Origin of the sequence: Hungatella effluvii, from assembly GCF_003201875.1 — a bacterium.
Lineage (GTDB): Bacteria > Bacillota > Clostridia > Lachnospirales > Lachnospiraceae > Hungatella > Hungatella effluvii.
Genome location: NZ_QJKD01000018.1, coordinates 1 through 18,680, shown reverse-complemented (window position 1 = coordinate 18,680; position 18,680 = coordinate 1). Strand labels below are relative to the sequence as shown.

General features: G+C 51.4%; 15 protein-coding genes. 11 read left to right on the top strand and 4 right to left on the bottom strand.

Going from position 1 to position 18,680, the window contains the following annotated elements:
* The first annotated feature begins 42 nt into the window (after positions 1-42).
* From DFR60_RS24840 to DFR60_RS24830, 3 genes are all read left to right on the top strand, one after another.
* On the top strand, positions 43-1,095 hold the full coding sequence (locus DFR60_RS24840; RefSeq protein WP_278321398.1) for a LacI family DNA-binding transcriptional regulator: 1,053 nt from the start codon (positions 43-45) through the stop codon (positions 1,093-1,095).
* A gap of 277 nt (positions 1,096-1,372) precedes the next feature.
* Positions 1,373-2,719 (top strand): MATE family efflux transporter, encoded by a 1,347-nt coding sequence (locus DFR60_RS24835; RefSeq protein ID WP_110325342.1) that lies wholly within the window; start codon positions 1,373-1,375, stop codon positions 2,717-2,719.
* A gap of 145 nt (positions 2,720-2,864) precedes the next feature.
* Entirely contained in the window at positions 2,865-3,191 is a 327-nt protein-coding gene (locus DFR60_RS24830; RefSeq protein WP_002604356.1) for a hypothetical protein, read from the top strand.
* Between the two features lie 149 nt (positions 3,192-3,340).
* Here DFR60_RS24830 and DFR60_RS24825 read toward each other — a convergent pair whose 3' ends face one another.
* Positions 3,341-4,477 carry an SH3 domain-containing protein gene (locus tag DFR60_RS24825; protein ID WP_110325340.1) on the bottom strand — a complete coding sequence of 379 codons (1,137 nt, stop codon included), beginning with the start codon at positions 4,475-4,477 and terminating at the stop codon, positions 3,341-3,343.
* Between the two features lie 242 nt (positions 4,478-4,719).
* Here DFR60_RS24825 and DFR60_RS24820 point away from each other — a divergent pair, with 242 nt between their 5' ends.
* From DFR60_RS24820 to DFR60_RS24785, 8 genes are all read left to right on the top strand, one after another.
* Positions 4,720-6,975 (top strand): bifunctional diguanylate cyclase/phosphodiesterase, encoded by a 2,256-nt coding sequence (locus tag DFR60_RS24820; RefSeq protein ID WP_110325338.1) that lies wholly within the window; start codon positions 4,720-4,722, stop codon positions 6,973-6,975.
* Positions 6,959-7,825, top strand: a complete 867-nt coding sequence (locus tag DFR60_RS24815) for a helix-turn-helix domain-containing protein (RefSeq protein WP_243005176.1) — start codon at positions 6,959-6,961, stop codon at positions 7,823-7,825. The genes DFR60_RS24820 and DFR60_RS24815 overlap by 17 nt, the downstream gene beginning before the upstream one ends.
* A gap of 76 nt (positions 7,826-7,901) precedes the next feature.
* Positions 7,902-8,861 (top strand): hypothetical protein, encoded by a 960-nt coding sequence (locus tag DFR60_RS24810; RefSeq protein ID WP_110325336.1) that lies wholly within the window; start codon positions 7,902-7,904, stop codon positions 8,859-8,861.
* Positions 8,862-9,380: 519 nt separating this feature from the next.
* Complete coding sequence (locus tag DFR60_RS24805; RefSeq protein WP_110325490.1) at positions 9,381-12,671, top strand: PAS domain-containing protein; 3,291 nt, start codon at positions 9,381-9,383, stop codon at positions 12,669-12,671.
* A gap of 33 nt (positions 12,672-12,704) precedes the next feature.
* Complete coding sequence (locus DFR60_RS24800) at positions 12,705-13,001, top strand: YciI family protein (RefSeq protein ID WP_110325334.1); 297 nt, start codon at positions 12,705-12,707, stop codon at positions 12,999-13,001.
* Positions 13,002-13,034: 33 nt separating this feature from the next.
* Positions 13,035-14,969: a sensor domain-containing diguanylate cyclase gene (locus DFR60_RS24795; protein WP_110325332.1), complete on the top strand. Its 1,935-nt coding sequence runs from the start codon at positions 13,035-13,037 to the stop codon at positions 14,967-14,969.
* A gap of 18 nt (positions 14,970-14,987) precedes the next feature.
* Entirely contained in the window at positions 14,988-15,749 is a 762-nt protein-coding gene (locus tag DFR60_RS24790) for an EFR1 family ferrodoxin (RefSeq protein WP_110325330.1), read from the top strand.
* A gap of 104 nt (positions 15,750-15,853) precedes the next feature.
* Positions 15,854-16,651 carry a CAP domain-containing protein gene (locus tag DFR60_RS24785; protein WP_110325328.1) on the top strand — a complete coding sequence of 266 codons (798 nt, stop codon included), beginning with the start codon at positions 15,854-15,856 and terminating at the stop codon, positions 16,649-16,651.
* Positions 16,652-16,768: 117 nt separating this feature from the next.
* Here the strand turns inward: DFR60_RS24785 and DFR60_RS24780 are convergent, their stop codons facing one another.
* From DFR60_RS24780 to DFR60_RS24770, 3 genes are all read right to left on the bottom strand, one after another.
* Positions 16,769-17,416: a nitroreductase family protein gene (locus DFR60_RS24780; RefSeq protein ID WP_110325326.1), complete on the bottom strand. Its 648-nt coding sequence runs from the start codon at positions 17,414-17,416 to the stop codon at positions 16,769-16,771.
* An 18-nt stretch (positions 17,417-17,434) separates the two neighbouring features.
* Positions 17,435-18,019 carry a TetR/AcrR family transcriptional regulator gene (locus DFR60_RS24775; RefSeq protein WP_110325324.1) on the bottom strand — a complete coding sequence of 195 codons (585 nt, stop codon included), beginning with the start codon at positions 18,017-18,019 and terminating at the stop codon, positions 17,435-17,437.
* A gap of 194 nt (positions 18,020-18,213) precedes the next feature.
* Positions 18,214-18,423 (bottom strand): hypothetical protein, encoded by a 210-nt coding sequence (locus DFR60_RS24770; protein WP_110325322.1) that lies wholly within the window; start codon positions 18,421-18,423, stop codon positions 18,214-18,216.
* Positions 18,424-18,680 lie beyond the last annotated feature (257 nt).

Genomic DNA, 18,680 nt, shown 5'->3' with positions numbered 1-18,680 from the left:
CTTACCAGATTCTGTAGTCACAGGTGAGGGGATTTTCCCGTTATTCAGTTTACTCAGAGAGGAGAAGCCATGACATTAAAAGAGATTGCACAGGACACCGGACTTTCTGTTTCGACAGTATCCAGAATCATCAATAAAGAAAATTACAAATGCACCTCCCGGGAGGCGGAAGAGAAGGTCTGGGAAATCGTTCGGACTTCGGGCTATACTCCTAATCTGATGGCAAAGGAACTGAAAAAGAGCGGCTCCAAAAGGCCTATAAGCAGAAATATCTCCTGCCTGTTCGCCAGAACCGACAATTCGGTGGTGGAGCAGTTCTTTTCACCGATTGCCCAGGCGGTGGAACAGGAGGCTCTCGTTCAGGGCTGTCCCCTTGGCTACTCCTTTTCCATGCTGCACGTCTCGGAGATACAGAGCGAAAGGATCAACAAGCTGGAAAAAGATGGCGTCGTCGTTCTGGGAAAACCGGGACCTGAGTTAGACCGGCTGCTGCGGGAAAAATTCAAGAATGTGGTAGTTGTTGGTATCGATGTGAATGAGGTTCCCTTCGACCGGGTTCGCTGCGATGGATACGAGGCGGCAGGAAAGGCGATCCGGCATTTATACGATTTAGGCCACCGCAGGATCGGTTACGCGGGATTAAAGGACATTTCCGCGTATGACGCGTACTTTGATTTCTTCACCGAACATAATATGAAGATCGATGAATCCATGATCCATATCTATAAGTCGGAGTTCGGGATCGACTATAAAGCGGCGTGCGCTTTTCTCCAGGCGGAAAAGGAACTGCTGCCTACGGCATACTTTTGCAGCTGCGATATGATAGCGATCGGAATTATCCGGGCGTGCCGGGAGCTTAAGATCCGAGTGCCGGAAGATTTATCTGTAGTGGGATTTGATAATATTGAGATGGGACAGATTGTCTCGCCCATGCTGACGACGATCAATGTGCCGATGCGGGAGATGGGCCGTATGGCGGTGAAGATACTTTTGGACCGGATTAATAAAGGGCATACGTCGCCAATCAGTATTGAGTTTCCGACAGAGCTGATTAAAAGGGAGAGCAGTACGGCTATACTGGTGAAAAAGGCATGAGCCGCCGATCAAAAAAGAGAGACTCTGACAAATAAAAAGAGTACCGCGCTGTTTGGGGGAAAAGCGGTACTCAGGAGAAGGTGAACCCAGTATACCACGGCAGCGCGGCAGTGTGCAGAGACAAAATTGCCATATTTTGGATGATTTTGTGATGAAGATACCGGCAGGTATATTTTATTGTAATTCTTTAAGCTTGGAAATACTTTCCCGATGATGTATAATAAATAGGACTTTATTGCCGAAAAACGGCATTTTTTGATATTCGGGGGAAGAGACTGTGAAAAAAGACTGGGAATTATATCGCCGCTTTCTGTCGCTGGCGGTCGTTCTGGTGATGCAGAATGTGGTGACACTGAGCGTTAATCTGGCAGACAATTTAATGTTGGGAGCGTACAGCGAGACGGCTCTGGCCGGGGTGGCCGCTGTCAACCAGATTCAGTTCGTGTACCAGCAGCTCCTGCACGCACTGGGAGACGGTGTGGTGATTGTGGGAAGCCAGTACTGGGGAAAGCATCAGACAGAGCCCATGAAGAAGCTCGCGTCGTCGGCCATGCGTTTCGCGCTGATTCTCTCGGCTGTTCTGCTGGCAGTCATGAGCCTGATTCCGTACCGTGTCATGGGAATCTTCACGCGCGACAGCGGAATCATCAAAGAGGGCGCCCGGTATCTCAATATCATTCGATTTACCTACCTGTTTTTTGCAGTGACCCAGATTCTGCTGGCTACGCTCCGCAGTGTGGAGACGGTGAAGATCGCATTTAAGCTGTCAGTGCTCACCCTGTTCGTCAACTGCGGAATTAATTACGTGCTTATAAACGGTCATTTCGGAGCACCGGAGATGGGCGTGGAGGGAGCTGCCATCGGCACGCTGGCCGCGCGGATTCTGGAATGCGTTGTTTTAATTCTCTACATAGCGAAAAAAGAGACGAGGCTCAACCTGAGATGGCGGGATTATCTCGCATGGGATCGTGTCCTGACCGGCGATTACTTAAGAATTACGATTCCCATGCTCACCGTGCAGGGGCTCTGGGGCGTCAACACAGCGCTGCAGACCGTAATTCTGGGGCATATGACGGCCAATGCCATCGCGGCCAACAGCGTGGCGTCGACCCTGTTCCTGATGGTGAAGTCCATGGCGGTGGGATCGGCCGCGGCCACGTCCGTCATCATCGGCAAGGCGGTGGGGACCGGGGACCGGGAATTGGCCGGAAGCTACGCGCGGAGCCTTCAGAGAGTCTTTGTACTGATCGGGATTGTATCCGGTACGATTCTGTTCTTTATTCGGATACCGGTGCTGGGCCTCTACGATTTGTCGGCGGAGACCCGGGATATGGCCAATACGTTCCTGATTATCTTAAGCGTCGTATGCGTGGGAATGTCCTACCAGATGCCTACCAACAACGGAATCATCCGCGGTGGGGGAAATCCCCTGTTCGTGGTCAAGATGGATTTGATCAGTATCTGGCTGATCGTCATACCAATCTCCCTTTTTATGGCGTTTGTCGTAAAGGCATCTCCGGTCGTGGTAGTCTGCTGCCTGAACGCGGATCAGATATTTAAGGTGGTTCCGGCCTTCCTGGAAGTGAGGTATGGAAACTGGATGAGGAAACTGACAAGAGATTAGAGTCCATTGTGTTATAACCTGAAAATCCAGGTTTTTTCCGTCCAGGGAGAATATGGCAAAAAATAGTAGTTGATAAAAGAACGTGTGTTCTGTATAATGGTACTATGATTGTCAGGGAGTAGATTTCAAGGAGGAGATTCTGGAGATGGAAAAATTACTGGATGTGATAGAACGGAAGGATGCTTTGGTGATAGCCCTGTCGGATGGCCATATCAGAGCGGTGGACTTAACTGCGCTTAAGCCTGAGACAGAAGCGGAGATGTCCGCGGAAGAGCTGTGCGCCGCTGGAAAGAAGATATATACAGTCCTGTCCGAAGACATGGAACAGCTGCAGAGCTGTGAATACATATTTCAGGAAGACGCCATGTGGCTCCGGTATGGGAGTAAGCTGCATGAGGAGTTGCGCGACCACCGTCTGCAGAAACTTCTGGATGAAGAGATTTACTGTGAGGATGAGAGCGGCATGCAGTGAAGCAGAAGGCAGGCAATAAGCTGAATGCTGGCGTCAGGCATAGAAAGCATGCGGCGCAAATCATGGCGGCGTTACCACTGAAAAGTGCCGGACTGCCTGGGAAACACAATGTTTCCCCGCAGTCCGGCACTTTTACTCTCTATTAAAATTTACTTTTTATAAAAACAGTTTCCGCCCACAACCGTGTAGGAGGAGTAATTGTTATAATCGGCGCGTTTTGCAGAATTAAAGAATAGGTAATCGCCAATGTTGTTCGAGCCGGAGAGCGCTGCCTTCGTCGCTTTTAATGCTTCGGAGGAAGGTCCCTTTGCCAGGTATTTATCCAGGAGGCCCGACGTGGCGCCGGGAAACTGGCCGTCGGCGTAGATGACATCTGTGATGGAACTTCCCCAGCGTCCGGATTTCACCCGGTTGACGATGACGCTGGCCACGGCCAGCTGACCGTCATAGGAGTAGCTGCCGGATTCCATCATCACACAGGCCGCCATCAGATAGATTTCATCGGAGGAAGCATTGATCACATACTTTGGCTTTTCTTCCTCTTTCTTTTTCTGCCCTTTATTTTCCGAGGCCTTTAGCGCGGCCTGCTCTGCTTCTATACTGACTGCCTTGCCGGGAGTGAGACTCACATTTGTGTACTGGCTGGAGACATAGCCGGACGTATCGGAGGACAGCTGAACTTTGATCCAGCCGTCGGATTCTTCGAGAACCGGATAGTAATCGTCTGCCGCGGCAAGCCCGATGATCGCCGCGTCGGTGGAAGGAGTCTCCCTCACATGCAGCGTCTGTGTCGTTACCCTGGCTGTGAACAGTCCAAGCTCTTTGGCCAGCGGCTTGATATCCTGGCCGAATACGAGATAATCGTTTTTCAGCCAGCCTTCCAGGCCGCCGGAGCGGATCTTTGTCCAGCCATCTTTCTTTTCTAAAACGGTGCCTCCGGCTCCCCGGTAGCATTTGCCGAGAACCTTGCTGTCGAGTGAGGGTTCGGCTCGCAGATTGAGGACGTCGGTGACATTGGCGACAGCCTTGTTATCATATTCGGAGGCAGCAGGAGCGTGGGTTACCGGAACTTCTTTTCGCTCGATACCGACCTGGGGAACCGCTGCCGCTGCTTTGACGTTTACGGAACCGCCGTCGGTGATAATACCTTCCTTTGCCGTTTCCGGCAGAGAAGGGGGCAAGTGTCCCGGTGATGAAAACGCAGTAAGAGTAAAAGCTGCTGCAATGGCTGCCGCAGTGATTGCCACGGTGCGGGTTCTCCGGGTATTTTTCCATGAATGCTTCATAAAAACCTCTGATTTTCTTTAAATTGTTTATTCTCATAAATGTTACGAAAATATTACAAAAAATACTATAACAATTTTTTGCATACTTGTCAAGTTTCGACACTATTTGCAAGCTTTACCGGGCTATGATGTTACAGCTTCCCGGCCCAGCCGCCGGTACCCGGATAAAGAAGACATACCGCTTGATAATTCTTCACAAATATATTATGATTTGAGTAACATTACAGAAGAGGTAACGGGAGATGAGATGGTCAAAACGCGGTAAGAAGGAAATGCAGGGGATGCTGCTGCCAGTAATTGTGTGTGTGTGTTTTATAGCCAGCAGCCTTTTATTTCTCGTTCAGATGATTATTAAGAGCGAGGAAGAGAACATTACGGATTTGTACAACGCGGCGAATCAGACCAGAACCGCCCTTTTAAAACAGATAGAAGGTGACTGGCAGACTCTGGAGGGACTGTCCGTAAGTCTGCAGAGCCTGGCGAATATCCGGACAGACGAGCTCATGGAGATTCTGACGGATGTCAACGATAAGAATGCCTTTATCCGCATGGGATACGCGGATGCCTCGGGACAGGGGGAAATGGTTGATCTGGCTGGTAATATAGAGACGATATCCATCGCGGAGGAGGCTTTTTTTCAAAGGGCGATGGAGGGGAAAAAGAGTATATCCATGACTTTCAAGGATTCCAATGCGGCAGGAGGATATGTCAATTATTTTGCAACAAGAGTGTTAGACAACGACGGCGAGACGGAAGGCGTCCTCTGCGCAGTGCATTCGACGAATGTATTAAGGGCGATTATCGATATGCCTCTTTTGAAAAATTCCGGCTATTCTGATATCCTGAATGAATCCGGTGATTTTGTGATAATCAGCAAACCGTCCATGGCTGAGACGGCTTTGTCGTCGAATCAGGAGGCGATCGCGGAAAGAATCCGGGAGGAAGAGAGCGGGAGCTTCACGGTAAAGGACGAAAAAGGGAGAAAATACATGGTGAATGTCCTTCCTCTGATTGAAGGGCAGTGGTACCAGGTCAGTACGGTTCCGGTGGCGGTGCTTCGTTCCAGCTACATTGAGACTGCAAGAGGTATCATGGCGATTATTCTGGCGGCCTGTGTGCTGTTTATATGGCTGATCAGTTCACAGAGGCGTATGGCGGCTGAGAATCAGAAGACCCTGATGAAGCTGGCTTACAGCGATTCCCTGACCGGTATGCGCAATTTTGACGGTTTTAAGAAGGACGCGGAGAAATTCCTGTCGGAGCAGGAGCTTTCCGCCTGCCTGATCTGGTACGCGGATTTTAAGAATTTTAAGTTTATCAATGACGTGCTGGGGTATGAGGAGGGTGACCGGCTGCTCTCCATGGTGGCGGAGTATTTAAAGATGGTGGAGAGTCCGGACTGTATGAGCTGCCGGATCGCCGCGGATAATTTTACCGGAATCATGCGATGCAGGGAAGATGAAGGTCTGGTCCGGGGCCATAAGGAGATTCTGGACTATCTAAAACAGTCCGGTATGGAGAATTTTCCGTTTCTGGAGATTCCGCTGGGGGTCTACCGCCTGAAAGAGAGCGACCGGGGGCAGACGGTGGATGTCCTGGTAAACTATGCCAATATGGCCCATAAGACGGCCAAGGAGAAAAACGGAAGCGCGTTTGTCTATTACGATGACGACATACGGAAGAAGACGCTGGAGGATTCCTCCCTGGAAGCGGAGGCGGAATCCGCCATAAGAAACAGGGAGTTCCGGCTTTACATGCAGCCCAAGGTGGACATACAGAACGGAAACCGGATCTGCGGCGCCGAGGTGCTGGTGCGCTGGCAGAATCCCCGCCTGGGGCTGATCCCGCCGGGACGGTTTATTCCGCTGTTTGAGAAGAGCGATCTCATCATTAAGCTGGACCGCTATATGTTTGAACAGGCCTGTATCTGGCTGAAATCGTATCTGAACGGGGGCGGAAGGCCGGTGAATATCGCGGTCAACGTGTCAAAGGTCGGAATCTTCCAGCCGGGCTTCGTCGAATACTATGCGGCCGTGAAGAAAAAATACGGAATTCCGGACCATATGCTGGAACTGGAATTTACGGAGAACATTCTTGCGGTGGATACCGAGCTGTTCTGTGATCTGGTTATTAAACTAAGAAAAGAAGGCTTTCTTTGCTCCCTGGATGACTTCGGTTCCGGCTATAGTTCCCTGAACTTATTAAAGGATCTGCCTGTCGACGCGCTGAAGCTGGATATCATGTTTTTCCGGAAGAGCCGGGACGTGCGCCGGGAACGGATCGTGGTTTCCAACTTCATCAACATGGCAAAGCAGCTGAATATTACTACAATCGCGGAGGGCGTGGAGGAGGAAGACACCGTGGAATTTTTACAGAACGCAGACTGCGACGTGATCCAGGGTTACATATTCGCGAAACCCATGCCGAAGGAAGAATTTGAGGCGATGCTGGGCAGGACGGATCACCTGGCGATAAATCATAATGAGCAGGGCTATTGAGGCAGGGGCGCCGGTATTCCACAGGCTGTATCATCCCATGACGTCGCGTCCGTTCTTAGCGGACGGACGCTACAGGGAATACAGGCCGTGTGAGCTGCTGCGCCCCTATATTTTATGTTATTGGACCATGGAAGACGAGGTCGCGCCGGATAGGAGCGGGAGCGAAGCGAACGCCCCCGTTCTGGTGATCCCGGATACGTGTGCCGATATTATTATCCGTATCAACCATACGAGACAGGAGATCTCGGGGTACCTGTGCGGGATTCAGGATCAGCCGTTTCTTTCGGTTCCCCGCATCAGCGGAGATGAAGTCAGCTGTTTTGCCGTACGGTTCTATTTTTGGAGTGCCGGACTGTTTTTGAATTTAAACTACAGAGATACGTCGAATGCAACGATCGGACTGGAGGAGCTGGGCCGGGACTGGAGAATGCTGTTCGAACCTTTTTTCTGTCTGAACAGGATAGAGGACCGGATCGCTCTTGTGGAGGAATTTCTGCTGAGAAAGCTGGTATCGATGGAGTGGAAGCCGGATCTGTACAATTCCGTACACCGGATTCTCGCCTCTTCGGGACGGATCTCCGTGAAAGAGATCTGCGAGTACAGCTGTGTCAGCCAGAGACAGATGGAGAGACTGTTTCTAAAAGAGGTAGGACTGCCGATCAAACGGATTGCCGGCATGGTGCGCTATCAGAACGTGTGGAGAGAGATGGTTTCCAGTAAAGAATTCAATATCCAGGACGCGGTTTACCGGTATGGTTACACCGATCAGGCTCATCTTTTGAAGGAATTCCGGCGCTTTCACGGGACGGCGCCCGAGGAGGCGAGGCGAATCGCGTGGCAGAACCGGTAGCGTGTCGTTTTTTTACAATACATTTTCGTCATTCCCTGGTATAGTATCGGTTACAACACGGAAGGAGAGAAAGAACATGAAAGTACTGAACAAAAACGACTATCAGGAGATCCGCACCTGGATTCACCGCAATGCAAGACAACTGGAGCTGTCCGTCTGGAATTATTTCTTCGAGAATGGGAGCCGGGAGGCTGTGATCGATGCGCTGTCATATTATCAGAATGAGGACGGAGGCTTTGGACATGCAGTGGAGCCGGATGGCTGGAACCCGGAATCATCTCCTTACGCCACGCTGGTGGTTACGGGAATCTTAAGACGAACGGGAGCCGCAGATGCTATGGGAGCCGGCCATCCCATGATGGAGGGCGTTTTCTGCTATCTGGAAAGCGGTGCCGGCCGCGATGAAAACGGCTGGCTGTTCTCTGTTCCATCCAACGACGACTGGCCCCGCGCTCCCTGGTGGAGCTATAACGAGGCAGAGAATCAGCTTCAGAGTATGGGGATCACTGCGGGGCTGTGTGCATTTATCCTTCATTACGGAAAACCGGAGACTGCGGTTTATCAGACTGCCCTTGAATATACGGCAGGAATCCTTGGGAAAGCAGCGGCTGCGGAAGATTTCGGAGAGATGGGAGCCGGCGGAGTCTGCATGCTGCTGGGAGAAGTTATGATGAGCGGCTTAAACGCTTCTTTCCCCTGTGAAGGACTGATGGGGAAAATGGCGGAGGTCGTAAACCGTTCCATTGAGCGCGACACGGAAAAATGGGCGGGCTACGCCCCGCGTCCGTCGGAGTTTATCTGGGCCCCGGACAGCCCGTTTTACAAAGGAAATGAAGAGATCGTGGAGAAGGAACTGGAGTACCTCATCGATACGCGAAAGCCGGGCGGCGTATGGGATATCACTTGGACCTGGTTCGCATTGGGAGAAAAGTACCCGAAGGAGTTTGCTGTCAGTGAGAACTGGTGGAAGGCGTCCAAGGCCATTGAGAAGCTGGAATTTTTAAGGAGCTTTGGCAGAGTAAAAACAGAAGAGTAAGCGGTATCGCATCGGATACCCGATTACACGACCACGGCCGTGTTCCTGACAGAGAGGGAGCACGGCCGTATTATTTTGCGTTACAGTTCCCGGTCCCACCGTCTTCTGCTTCCCGGTCTGCCCCGGCTGGCTCATGCAGCCTTTCCTGTGACTTTGCAGGGTATTAGCGGTTCTTAACGCGCAGAATTTTTCGTTCAGGGGAAATGCCCACTTGTTTGAGCGCAGCGAGTTTGGGCATTTTCACTGGTTTTTAGAAAAATCCTGCACGTTTAGAACCGCTTATGCCCGAAACCGGAACTGGAAAGGCTGCATGAGCCAGCCGGGGCAGACCGGGAAGCAGAAGACGGTGGGACCGGGAACTGTAACTATTTTGCCGCAATGACTAAGAATGCATTGAGTTTTAAGCGTGGATTCAGTATAATATGAAATAGTGAACAGAAAAACTGTGCGGGTATGCAGACAGGGAAAGCGGGTAAATGCGGCGTGGGAGCAGAGACAGGGAAAGAACGGGAAGCGCGTATGAAAGAGGCGGAGCGTCTGGCTGGTTATATCATGCATAAGCATTACTGTGAGCATGATGTAGAGGCGGTTACGGCTCTTTTTTCAACAGAGTTTTCATGGTTTGGAGCAGGGGAAGAGGAATACGTCACGGGCAGAGACGCCTGTGTGGAGCAGTTTTTGAAATACAGGGGAGCCATTCCGAAGTGCAACATCGAGGATGAGGAGTATGAGGTCATCTGTCCGGCGGAAGGCCTTTACATAGTGTCGGGCCGGATGTGGATCGCTACAGATCCCAGCGCCGAGATGTATTTAAAGGTGCATCAGCGGGTGACCTTTGTGTTCCAGGAGACGGAGGAAGGGCTTAAGTGCAATCATATCCACTGCTCCAATCCGTATCAGGAGATGATGACCGGAGAGTATTTTCCGGAAAAAATAGGCCGGCAGTCCTACGACTATGTGCAGGAGCGGGTCTCGGCGCTGGAGGAAGAGCTGAGACAGCAGAACCGGCAGATGGAGGTTATCATGTCCTCCATCGCGGGCGGCTTAAAGATCAGCAACGACGACGACACCTATTCCTTTGCCTTTGTCAGCAGGGAGGCGGCGGCCCTCTTTGGGTATACGGTGGAAGAGTTTATGGAGGCTACCGGGGGCAATGCGGTGGGGAACGTCTATCCGCCGGATCTGCCGAAGGCACTCTCAGACTGCGCGGAGGCGTTTCGGGATGGCGGTCTTACCTATTCCACCCGGTACCGGGTGCGCTGCAGGGATGGAAGCCTGAAGTGGGTGATCGACAGCGGAAAGAAGTGCCAGGATACGTCAGACAGATGGATGGTCAACAGCCTTTATCTGGACATTACGCGTTCGGAGGAGGATGCCGAGCGGATTAGGGAGCAGGCACAGCTGCTCTCCAGTATTTATGACACGGTTCCCTGTGGAATCATCCGTTTTATACGGAAGCATGACGGCGGTTACCGCCTTGTCTCTTTAAATAAAGCGGTTTTATCGCTGATGGGATACGGGACGATGGAGGAAGGACTTGAGGACTGGCGGGATGGTGCGCTTGGCGCGGTTCTGGAGGAGGACCGCCATCTTCTGCGTGCTGCATATGACAGTCTTAAGCAGGTTGGAGACCGGAGAGACAGCGAATACCGTGTAGGCTGGAAGGACGGTTCTGTCCGCTGGATGGAAGGAACCAGCATGATCGTTGGCTTCACTGCCGCCGGGGAGGCCATTCTCCAGCGCACGGTGGTGGACATTACCCAGAGGAAGGCTTTAAAAGAGCGGCTGGACCGGGAACAGGAGATGTATCGGGTGTCCATGGAAGCGAGTTCTGCAGTCATGTTTGAGTATCTGATGGATTCGGATACCTTTATCAGCTATGAACCCAGGGCAGGACAGGGAATTCTGCGTAACGAACTGAAAAACTACTCAAAGATTCTTCTTGACCAGCAGATCGTACATCCGGATGATGTCCCGACCGTTCTGGATAATATCTGCCGCGGCCGTTCCGAGGTGTTCGAGGTGCGCTGTTCCACTCCGGATGGAGTGGGGGGACAGTATACCTGGTTCCGGGCAGACAGCAGGCTGATGGAGGAGAACGGCAGGCCGTACCGGGTGGTCGGCGCGCTCCACAACATCCATAAGATGAAAGCAAAGCTGTCGGAGAACAGTGAGCGCCTGTATATGAGCCAGTCAGCATTTCAGGCGATCGGCGGCGTGTATGTCAGCATTTATTACGTGGATTTAGAGACAGACAGCTACTACGGGGTACGTCTTCCGGAAGCGGGCAGGGGAGCGCCTCCGCCCAGGAACGGCGGCTATACCGGCGGCCTGAGGGGCTATATCCTGGATTCCGTGAGGCCGGAGGATAAACACAGGGTGGCGGAGCTGTGCAGCAGGGAGCAGATCGAACGGGTACTATCGGAGCAGAACGTTCATATTGAGACGGAATTCCGCCATAACCGGTCTGCGGAGTGGCTGAGGCTGGAGATTCATCAGGTGGCGGTAAAGGACGGAAAGCCCAGGACGGTAATTCTGGCGATCCGTGATATCAATAAAGAGAAGCAGAGAGAACTGGAATACTACGAAGAGGAAAAGAGGGCAAAGCAGGCGCTGGAAGAAGCCTATGAGTCCGTGAACCAGGCCAATCAGGCGAAATCTGAGTTCCTGTCCCGGATGAGCCACGATATCCGGACCCCTATGAACGCCATTCTGGGTATGACCGTGATCGCGGAGAGCAGTCTGCAGAACACGGAGAAGGTGAAGGACTGCCTCTCCAAGATCAGCCTTTCAGGAGCCCATCTTCTGGAATTGATCAACGAGGTCCTGGATATGTCGAAAATCGAATCCGGCAGGATGAGCCTCAGCGAAGAAGTGATTCACTTAGATAAACTGGTCGGTGAGGTGGCCCAGATCATACGTCCGGAGGCCGAAAACCGAAAGCAGAAGTACGAAGCGCAGATCCGGGGGCTGAAGCATGGAACGGTCTGCGGGGATGCGGTGCGGATTAAGCAGATCTTGATCAATCTGCTGTCCAATGCTGTCAAATACACGCCTGTAGGCGGCCGGATCGGCCTGAGCCTGGACGAAAATCTGTCCGGCGAGAACGGTGTGGGCTGTTTTGAATTTACCGTGGAAGATAACGGAATCGGAATGGCGCCGGAATTTATAGACAGGCTGTTTATGCCCTTTGAGCGGGCTGAAGATCCGAGAGTCTCCCGGATCCAGGGAACCGGGCTGGGACTGGCCATCACAAAGAATCTCGTCTCCATGATGAACGGTACCATACAGGTGGAGAGCCGGATGGACGTCGGAACGAAGTTTGTCGTCACCATTTATTTAAAGCTGGCGGGAGACGGCGAGACATTCCGCACGGAGCCGCCCGCAGAGGCTTTCCCGGTAAAGAAGCAGTTTAAGCCGGGGCTTCGCGTGCTGCTTGCGGAGGACAACGAGCTTAACCGGGAAATCGTGGAAGAACTGCTGGCGTTGTCCGGGATCACGGTGGAAAGTGCCTCCAACGGACAGGAGGCAGTAGATTTATTCTGCGCGTCGCCTCCCGGCACGTACGGCCTGATTCTGATGGATATCCAGATGCCGGTTCTGAGTGGATACGGCGCCGCCAGGGCGATCCGCAGACTGGGCCGGACCGGCGAGAGACCCGACGCGGCGGAGATCCCCATTATCGCGCTTACGGCAAATGCATTTGCCGATGATGCATACCAGGCGCGGATTGCGGGAATGAATGAACATGTAGCGAAGCCGCTGGAGATTAACCGGCTTCTTGAAATTATGAGCCGCTGGGTAAAGTGAGCGGCAGACATACTGTGAAATCGGAGGGAAAAGATGACATATTATATGGTGGAAGGAATCATACTGGACGCCGGTAAGATGGATGATACGATTATGAAGGAGCACATGGCCTATACCCAGAAGGCCATGGACAGCGGCATGATATTCTTATCAGGGCTTAAGACAGACATGAGCGGCGGTGTATTTCTCATGAAAGCGGAGAAACCGGAGGAGATAGAGTCATATCTGGCCAGGGAACCTTTTAAAATGAATGGAATACAGGATTACAGATGGGCGGAGTTTGACATTCATTTTATCAATCCGCAGCCGGATCAATGGTTCGAAAAGTAATATACTGCCGGTAATCAGACAGGAGGTTGAAACATGAAAAAAGCCATCACGTTCAGACTGTGCGTCGTGATCATCACCGCCATGGTAATGACGGCTCTTCTCGGATACTATCTGCAGACGAAGTCGGCAAAAGAGGCGATGAGAACGAATTCAGAGATCCGGTTTAACCAGGTTTCGGAGGTTCTTAAGAGAAACGACACCGAGATCGCAGAGCTGCGGGAGAATCTGAAGGAGGATTATTTCATCCGGGCAAAAGCGGCGGCATATATCGTACAGAACCAGCCGGACGTGGTGGCAGACTTAGAGGAAATGCGAAAGATCGCCTCGCTGCTCCAGGTTGACGAACTTCATCTGTTTGACATGGAGGGCCGCCTTTATGCCGGATCCGAGCCGAAGTACTACGATTATACATTTCATTCGGGGGAACAGATGCAGTTCTTTCTTCCGATGCTTGACGACTATAACCTTCAGCTCTGCCAGGACGTGACGCCCAACACCGCAGAAGACAAGATGATGCAGTACGTGGCGGTATGGAGGGAGGATCATGGTGGAATCGTCCAGATCGGCATGGAGCCGGCCCGTCTGATGGCCGCCATGGAAAAGAATGAGCTCTCTTACGTATTTTCTATGATGACGACCGAGAGAGGCGTCACTATTTTCGCGGCTGATCAGGACACAAGGACGATTATCGGAGCTACGGGAGAGATTCCGGTGGGGACTCCGCTGGCGTCCCTCGGACTCTGTCTGCCTGAAGACATCGGAGAAGGCACCCTCTACAGCAGGGAAATGGTTCTTGACGGGCAGAAGAATTACTGCATGATGGAGATGACGGACGGTATTTTGGTGGGCGTCAGCGCTACATACGAGAAACTCTACGAAAACGTTCCGGGCAATATGATGCTGATCATTTTCAGCCTCTGCGTGCTCTCCTTTGTCACCGTGTTCCTGATCATTAAGATGCTGGATACCTTTATTTTAAACGATATTTACGGGACGATAGACGGAACGCAGAAGATTGCCGCCGGTAATCTCGACTACAGGCTGGAGATTGATCACACGCCGGAATTCAAGGAGCTGAGCGCCAATATTAACCGCATGGTCGGCAGCCTTCTGGAGGCGACCGGAAAGCTGTCCCTGGTCTTCCAGAACGTCGATATTCCGATTGCAGTTTACGAGTACAATCAGGATATGAAGCGTGTGCTGGCGACGAAAAAGCTGGGAGAGATTCTGATGATACCAGAGGAGGAGCTTTCTGCCATCCTTGCGGACAGGGCGCTTTTCGTGGAAAAGATTAAGGAAATCCGTTCCGAGCCTCTGAAGGAAGAGAAGGAAATCTGCTGCCTGAACGGAGAGGAGCGCCGTTACGTGAGGATCAAGACGTATGAAGGGGAGGGGAAGACGCTGGGTATCGTCATTGACGTAACGGAGGCGATCGTGGAAAAACAGCAGATCGAACAGGAACGCGATATCGATCTGCTTACCGGCCTCCTGACGCGGCGTGCATTTTTCCGCACGGCAGACCAGCTGTTTGCAGATCCGGACCGGATGAAGACGGCAATGCTTCTGATGATGGATTTAGATAATCTGAAGCATGTCAACGATTCCTGGGGCCACGAATACGGCGATAAGCTTCTGAAGACCGCTGCTGATCTATTCGCCGGTCTCAAGGCTCCCGAGAAGCTGGCGGCGCGGCTCAGCGGAGATGAGTTTGTTCTGCTGATCTATGGTGCGGAGGAGAAAGAGGAGCTGTACGCGTGCATGGAACGGCTGGAACAGAGTATAAGGGAGGCCAGAATTACGCTGCCCGCCGGCGAGGAGGCCGAGGTGAGCGTATCAGGCGGTTATCTGATCTATCCCGAGGTCTGTGCTGACTGTACCGAGCTGCTTCATCTGGCGGACCAGGCGATGTACCGGGTGAAGAAGAGCGGAAAGGGACGGTTTGAGAAGTATGACTGTCCCCAGAAATAAAAATCAGGAGGCAATAATATGGCAATGTATGAAATCTATTTCAGTCCTACCGGAGGGACGAAGAAGGTCACAGAGATCATTGGAAGCGCGTGGGCGTGTGAAGCAGAGAGGGTTGATCTGATGAATCCGGCACTGCAGCCGGAACAATACGTCTTTTCGGCGGATGACATATGCATCGTGGCAGTCCCGTCGTTTGGCGGCAGAGTGCCGGTAACGGCAGTGGAACGTCTGAAAAAGATGGCAGGCAACGGAGCGAGAGCGGTTCTGGTGGCCGTTTATGGAAACAGGGAATTCGAAGATACGCTGACGGAATTAAAAGACGTGCTGTCGGAGGCTGGTTTTCGCTGTTCGGCAGCCGCTGCGGCTGTGGCAGAGCATTCGATCATTCGTAAGTTCGGCGCCGGAAGGCCGGATAAGGAAGACTGCCGGGAACTGAAAGAGTTTTCGGAACGGATCAAACGTCATCTGGAGGAAAACGGAGACGGCGAGGTATCAGTGCCTGGCGGCCATCCGTACAGAGAATATCACGGCGTTCCGATGAAACCAAAGGCGGACAAGGACTGCATCAAATGCGGAAAGTGCGCCGCAGAATGTCCGGTTCAGGCGATCCCGAAGGATAATCCGTCATCTTTGGACAAGGAACGCTGCATCTCCTGTATGCACTGTATTGCCATATGTCCGGAGCAGGCGCGCCGCAATGATAAGGTAGTGCTGTTTGCTGCGGAGCAAAAGATGAAAAAGGCCTGCAGCGGCCGCAAAGCGAACACCCTGTATCTGTAAAAATGATTTCCAGTCTTTTCCTGACAATTTCCAGCCATCCTGTGTTATTATACTTTTGTAACAGAAATGTAATAATTATGTAACAATATCAGGAGGTATTAAACATGAAGAGACTAACCGCATACGCACTGACCGCAGCAGCGGCACTGGCAACGGCCGGCACCATTCCGTCGACGGCAAATGCAGCCGTTAATACATATAATTTTTCCGCAGGCGGCGGAAGAGTTATCATGGTGACCGGGAATAACCGGATGGATTTCAATAATATCTTAAACCAGATTCCCGGAGTAAACTTCTCCCCGGACTGCCAGCCTGTATTCCCGAATTACCCGGGCGATATGCTGCCGGACAACAGCCTGCCGATGCCGGAGCTGCCGTCACCGGATTACCCCATGCCGGATTACCCGGATAACAGCCTTCCGACACCGGAGCTTCCGGACAACAGCCTGCCAACACCGGAACTGCCGTCACCGGAGCTGCCGGACAACAGTCTGCCAACACCGGATCAGCCGTCCGATGAAAATCAGGATGAGGCTGTGGGCGCAGTACTGAAGCTTGTTAATGAAGAACGTGCCAAAGCTGGCCTTCCGGCGCTGACCCTTCATGCAGGCGCGACCCGTGCGGCACAGCAGAGAGCAGGAGAGATCGAGACCTCTTTTTCTCATACAAGACCGGACGGAAGCAACTTTACCACAGCACTGACCGCAGCTGGTGTGAGCTATAGAGCAGCCGGCGAGAATATTGCCTACGGCCAGAAATCAGCGAAGCAGGTTATGCAGGACTGGATGAACAGCGCAGGCCACAGAGCTAATATTATGAATGCGAATTACAGCTCAATCGGAATCGGCCATTATAAGAACGCGGCCGGCGTTGATTACTGGACCCAGCTTTTTATCAACTAAAGATTACTGAGGATATTTCGGATACATAAAGGGATGAATAAAAGTATTTCATAAAAAGCGGAAGATTTTACACTCTACAGCGTAAAATCTTCCGCTTTTTCCTTCCATACCGTTGTATCAAAGCCCTGCGCCCGCCTGAAAATGGTATTTCACAATCCCAAGATCCAGATTGCGGTACTTGCCTTCCTTTGCCTCATATTTCACATCATCCCCGTCTAGCACAATCAGAAAGTTCTGCTTATTCATGGCGGTTGGTGCGAGGAGGGCGGCTTCCATGCCTTTTCGGAACCATTCCGGCATCTCTCTGTCAACTTTGCAAAGCTGCGGCATTGGTTTTGATTTGTGAGGGACGCCCTGGGTGTCTCCGTATCCAAGCGCCAGCACGCATACAAGCTGCTGATTCTGCTTGACGACTGCCTTGCACAGCTTTTTCTTATAGGTGACTGCCACCCAGCAGGTATTAAGACCCAGCTGCTGCGCCCGCAGTGCGATCCGTTCTCCGTAGTATCCCAGCTTTTCTTCCAGATCATGGCCGGAAGGACCTATGAGTGCAATGTAATTTGAGACACCGCGGAAGCCTCCGTAATGAGCCATCAGTCCCTTGAAGACGCTGCTGTCATTTGTGATCAGCTGTATGGAAAGATCGCCTTCGCGGTTGCATTTCTCAATTTCTTCCTTCAGTGTCAGAACCGTGGCAGCGTCTATTTCCCTTGCCTGATAGCTTCTGACCGAGTGCCGGTTTTTTATCGCTTCCTGGATAGTCATGTTTTGTCTCCTTTTTCATTATGATAAAATTATTTTTTCGTACAGAAGCTTTTTGGTGAGAGCGCCCCAGTCTCCGTTATAGTGAAATCCCTTCATATTCGCCATGGCGGCCAGTCCGTGCGCGGTGGCCCACATAACGATTAAATTGTCCCTGTGCTTTTCTTTTTCCACATGATTATATTCCATGCACAGCAGCCCTATTTCCTTGAAAAGGTGAAATGGTTCAAAGTCTCCGTCAAAGGTATCCTCTGTCAAATCAATCCTGTAATCTCCGCTGTCATAGATGAAGGTAAAATAGTGGGGATTGTCCGCAAAGAATTCTACATAAGCGATTCCCATATTGATGGCAGCGCCCGCGGGATCATCCTTATCCGTGCCCGCGATCAGCGCATCACAGAATTTCCTTGTGACATAGTTTTTCATCTCGCGCATCAGGTCATCGACATCATCATAGTGGTTATAGCAGGCAGTGGGAGAGACCCCCAGCCTTTTAGCCAGCTTCCGCAGCGAGAAATTCCCCTTTCCTTCCTCGTGAATCAGCGCCAGCCCTTCTTCGATCAGCTCAGTCTGCAGATTTCCGTGATGGTATGGTTTTTCTTTCATAATTCGGCCTTTCTGAAGTGTTCTACTCTTATTTCAACCCATGTTTTCTTAAATAAATGAATTTTACAAACGATATTAACACATGATAACATTATGTTTACACCTGTTAATATTATGCTACCATATATGTTAACACATGTCAACATTAAACGCCCTCCTATCCTGAATTCCTGACGATAAAACAGGCTGGGAAATTATATTCCCAGCCTGTCTTCAGCCTCTTTTTTCGAGAAAAATACCGTCTTCCCGATTTGTCCGGAAGCAATCACATACGGTCCCTCGCATGCTCCATAACTGTCAATGCTGAATGTGAATCCCCCATTTTCCGGTATCACATCGATCACCCGTCCAGAGTGAACCGCATCCTCGTCCAGGTAAAAGACCACAGTTCCTTCTTCGATCATATGAGTCCTCCTCACCATCGAAAGTGGTTGAAAGCCAACCGCAATTCGATTAAAATGAAATATATAAATAGAGTAGTTGCAACTGTAATTGTACATGTTACAGTTATGGCTGTCAAGCCCAAATTGTGAACCACCACAGCATCTGTTGTAAATGAGGTTACTGTTCAGAGGCTAACTTGTAAAGAAAGAACTCATGGTGTAGACTGGAAGCAGTCGAAGCCATGAGTTCTTTCTTCTATCCGAATACTGCGGATACT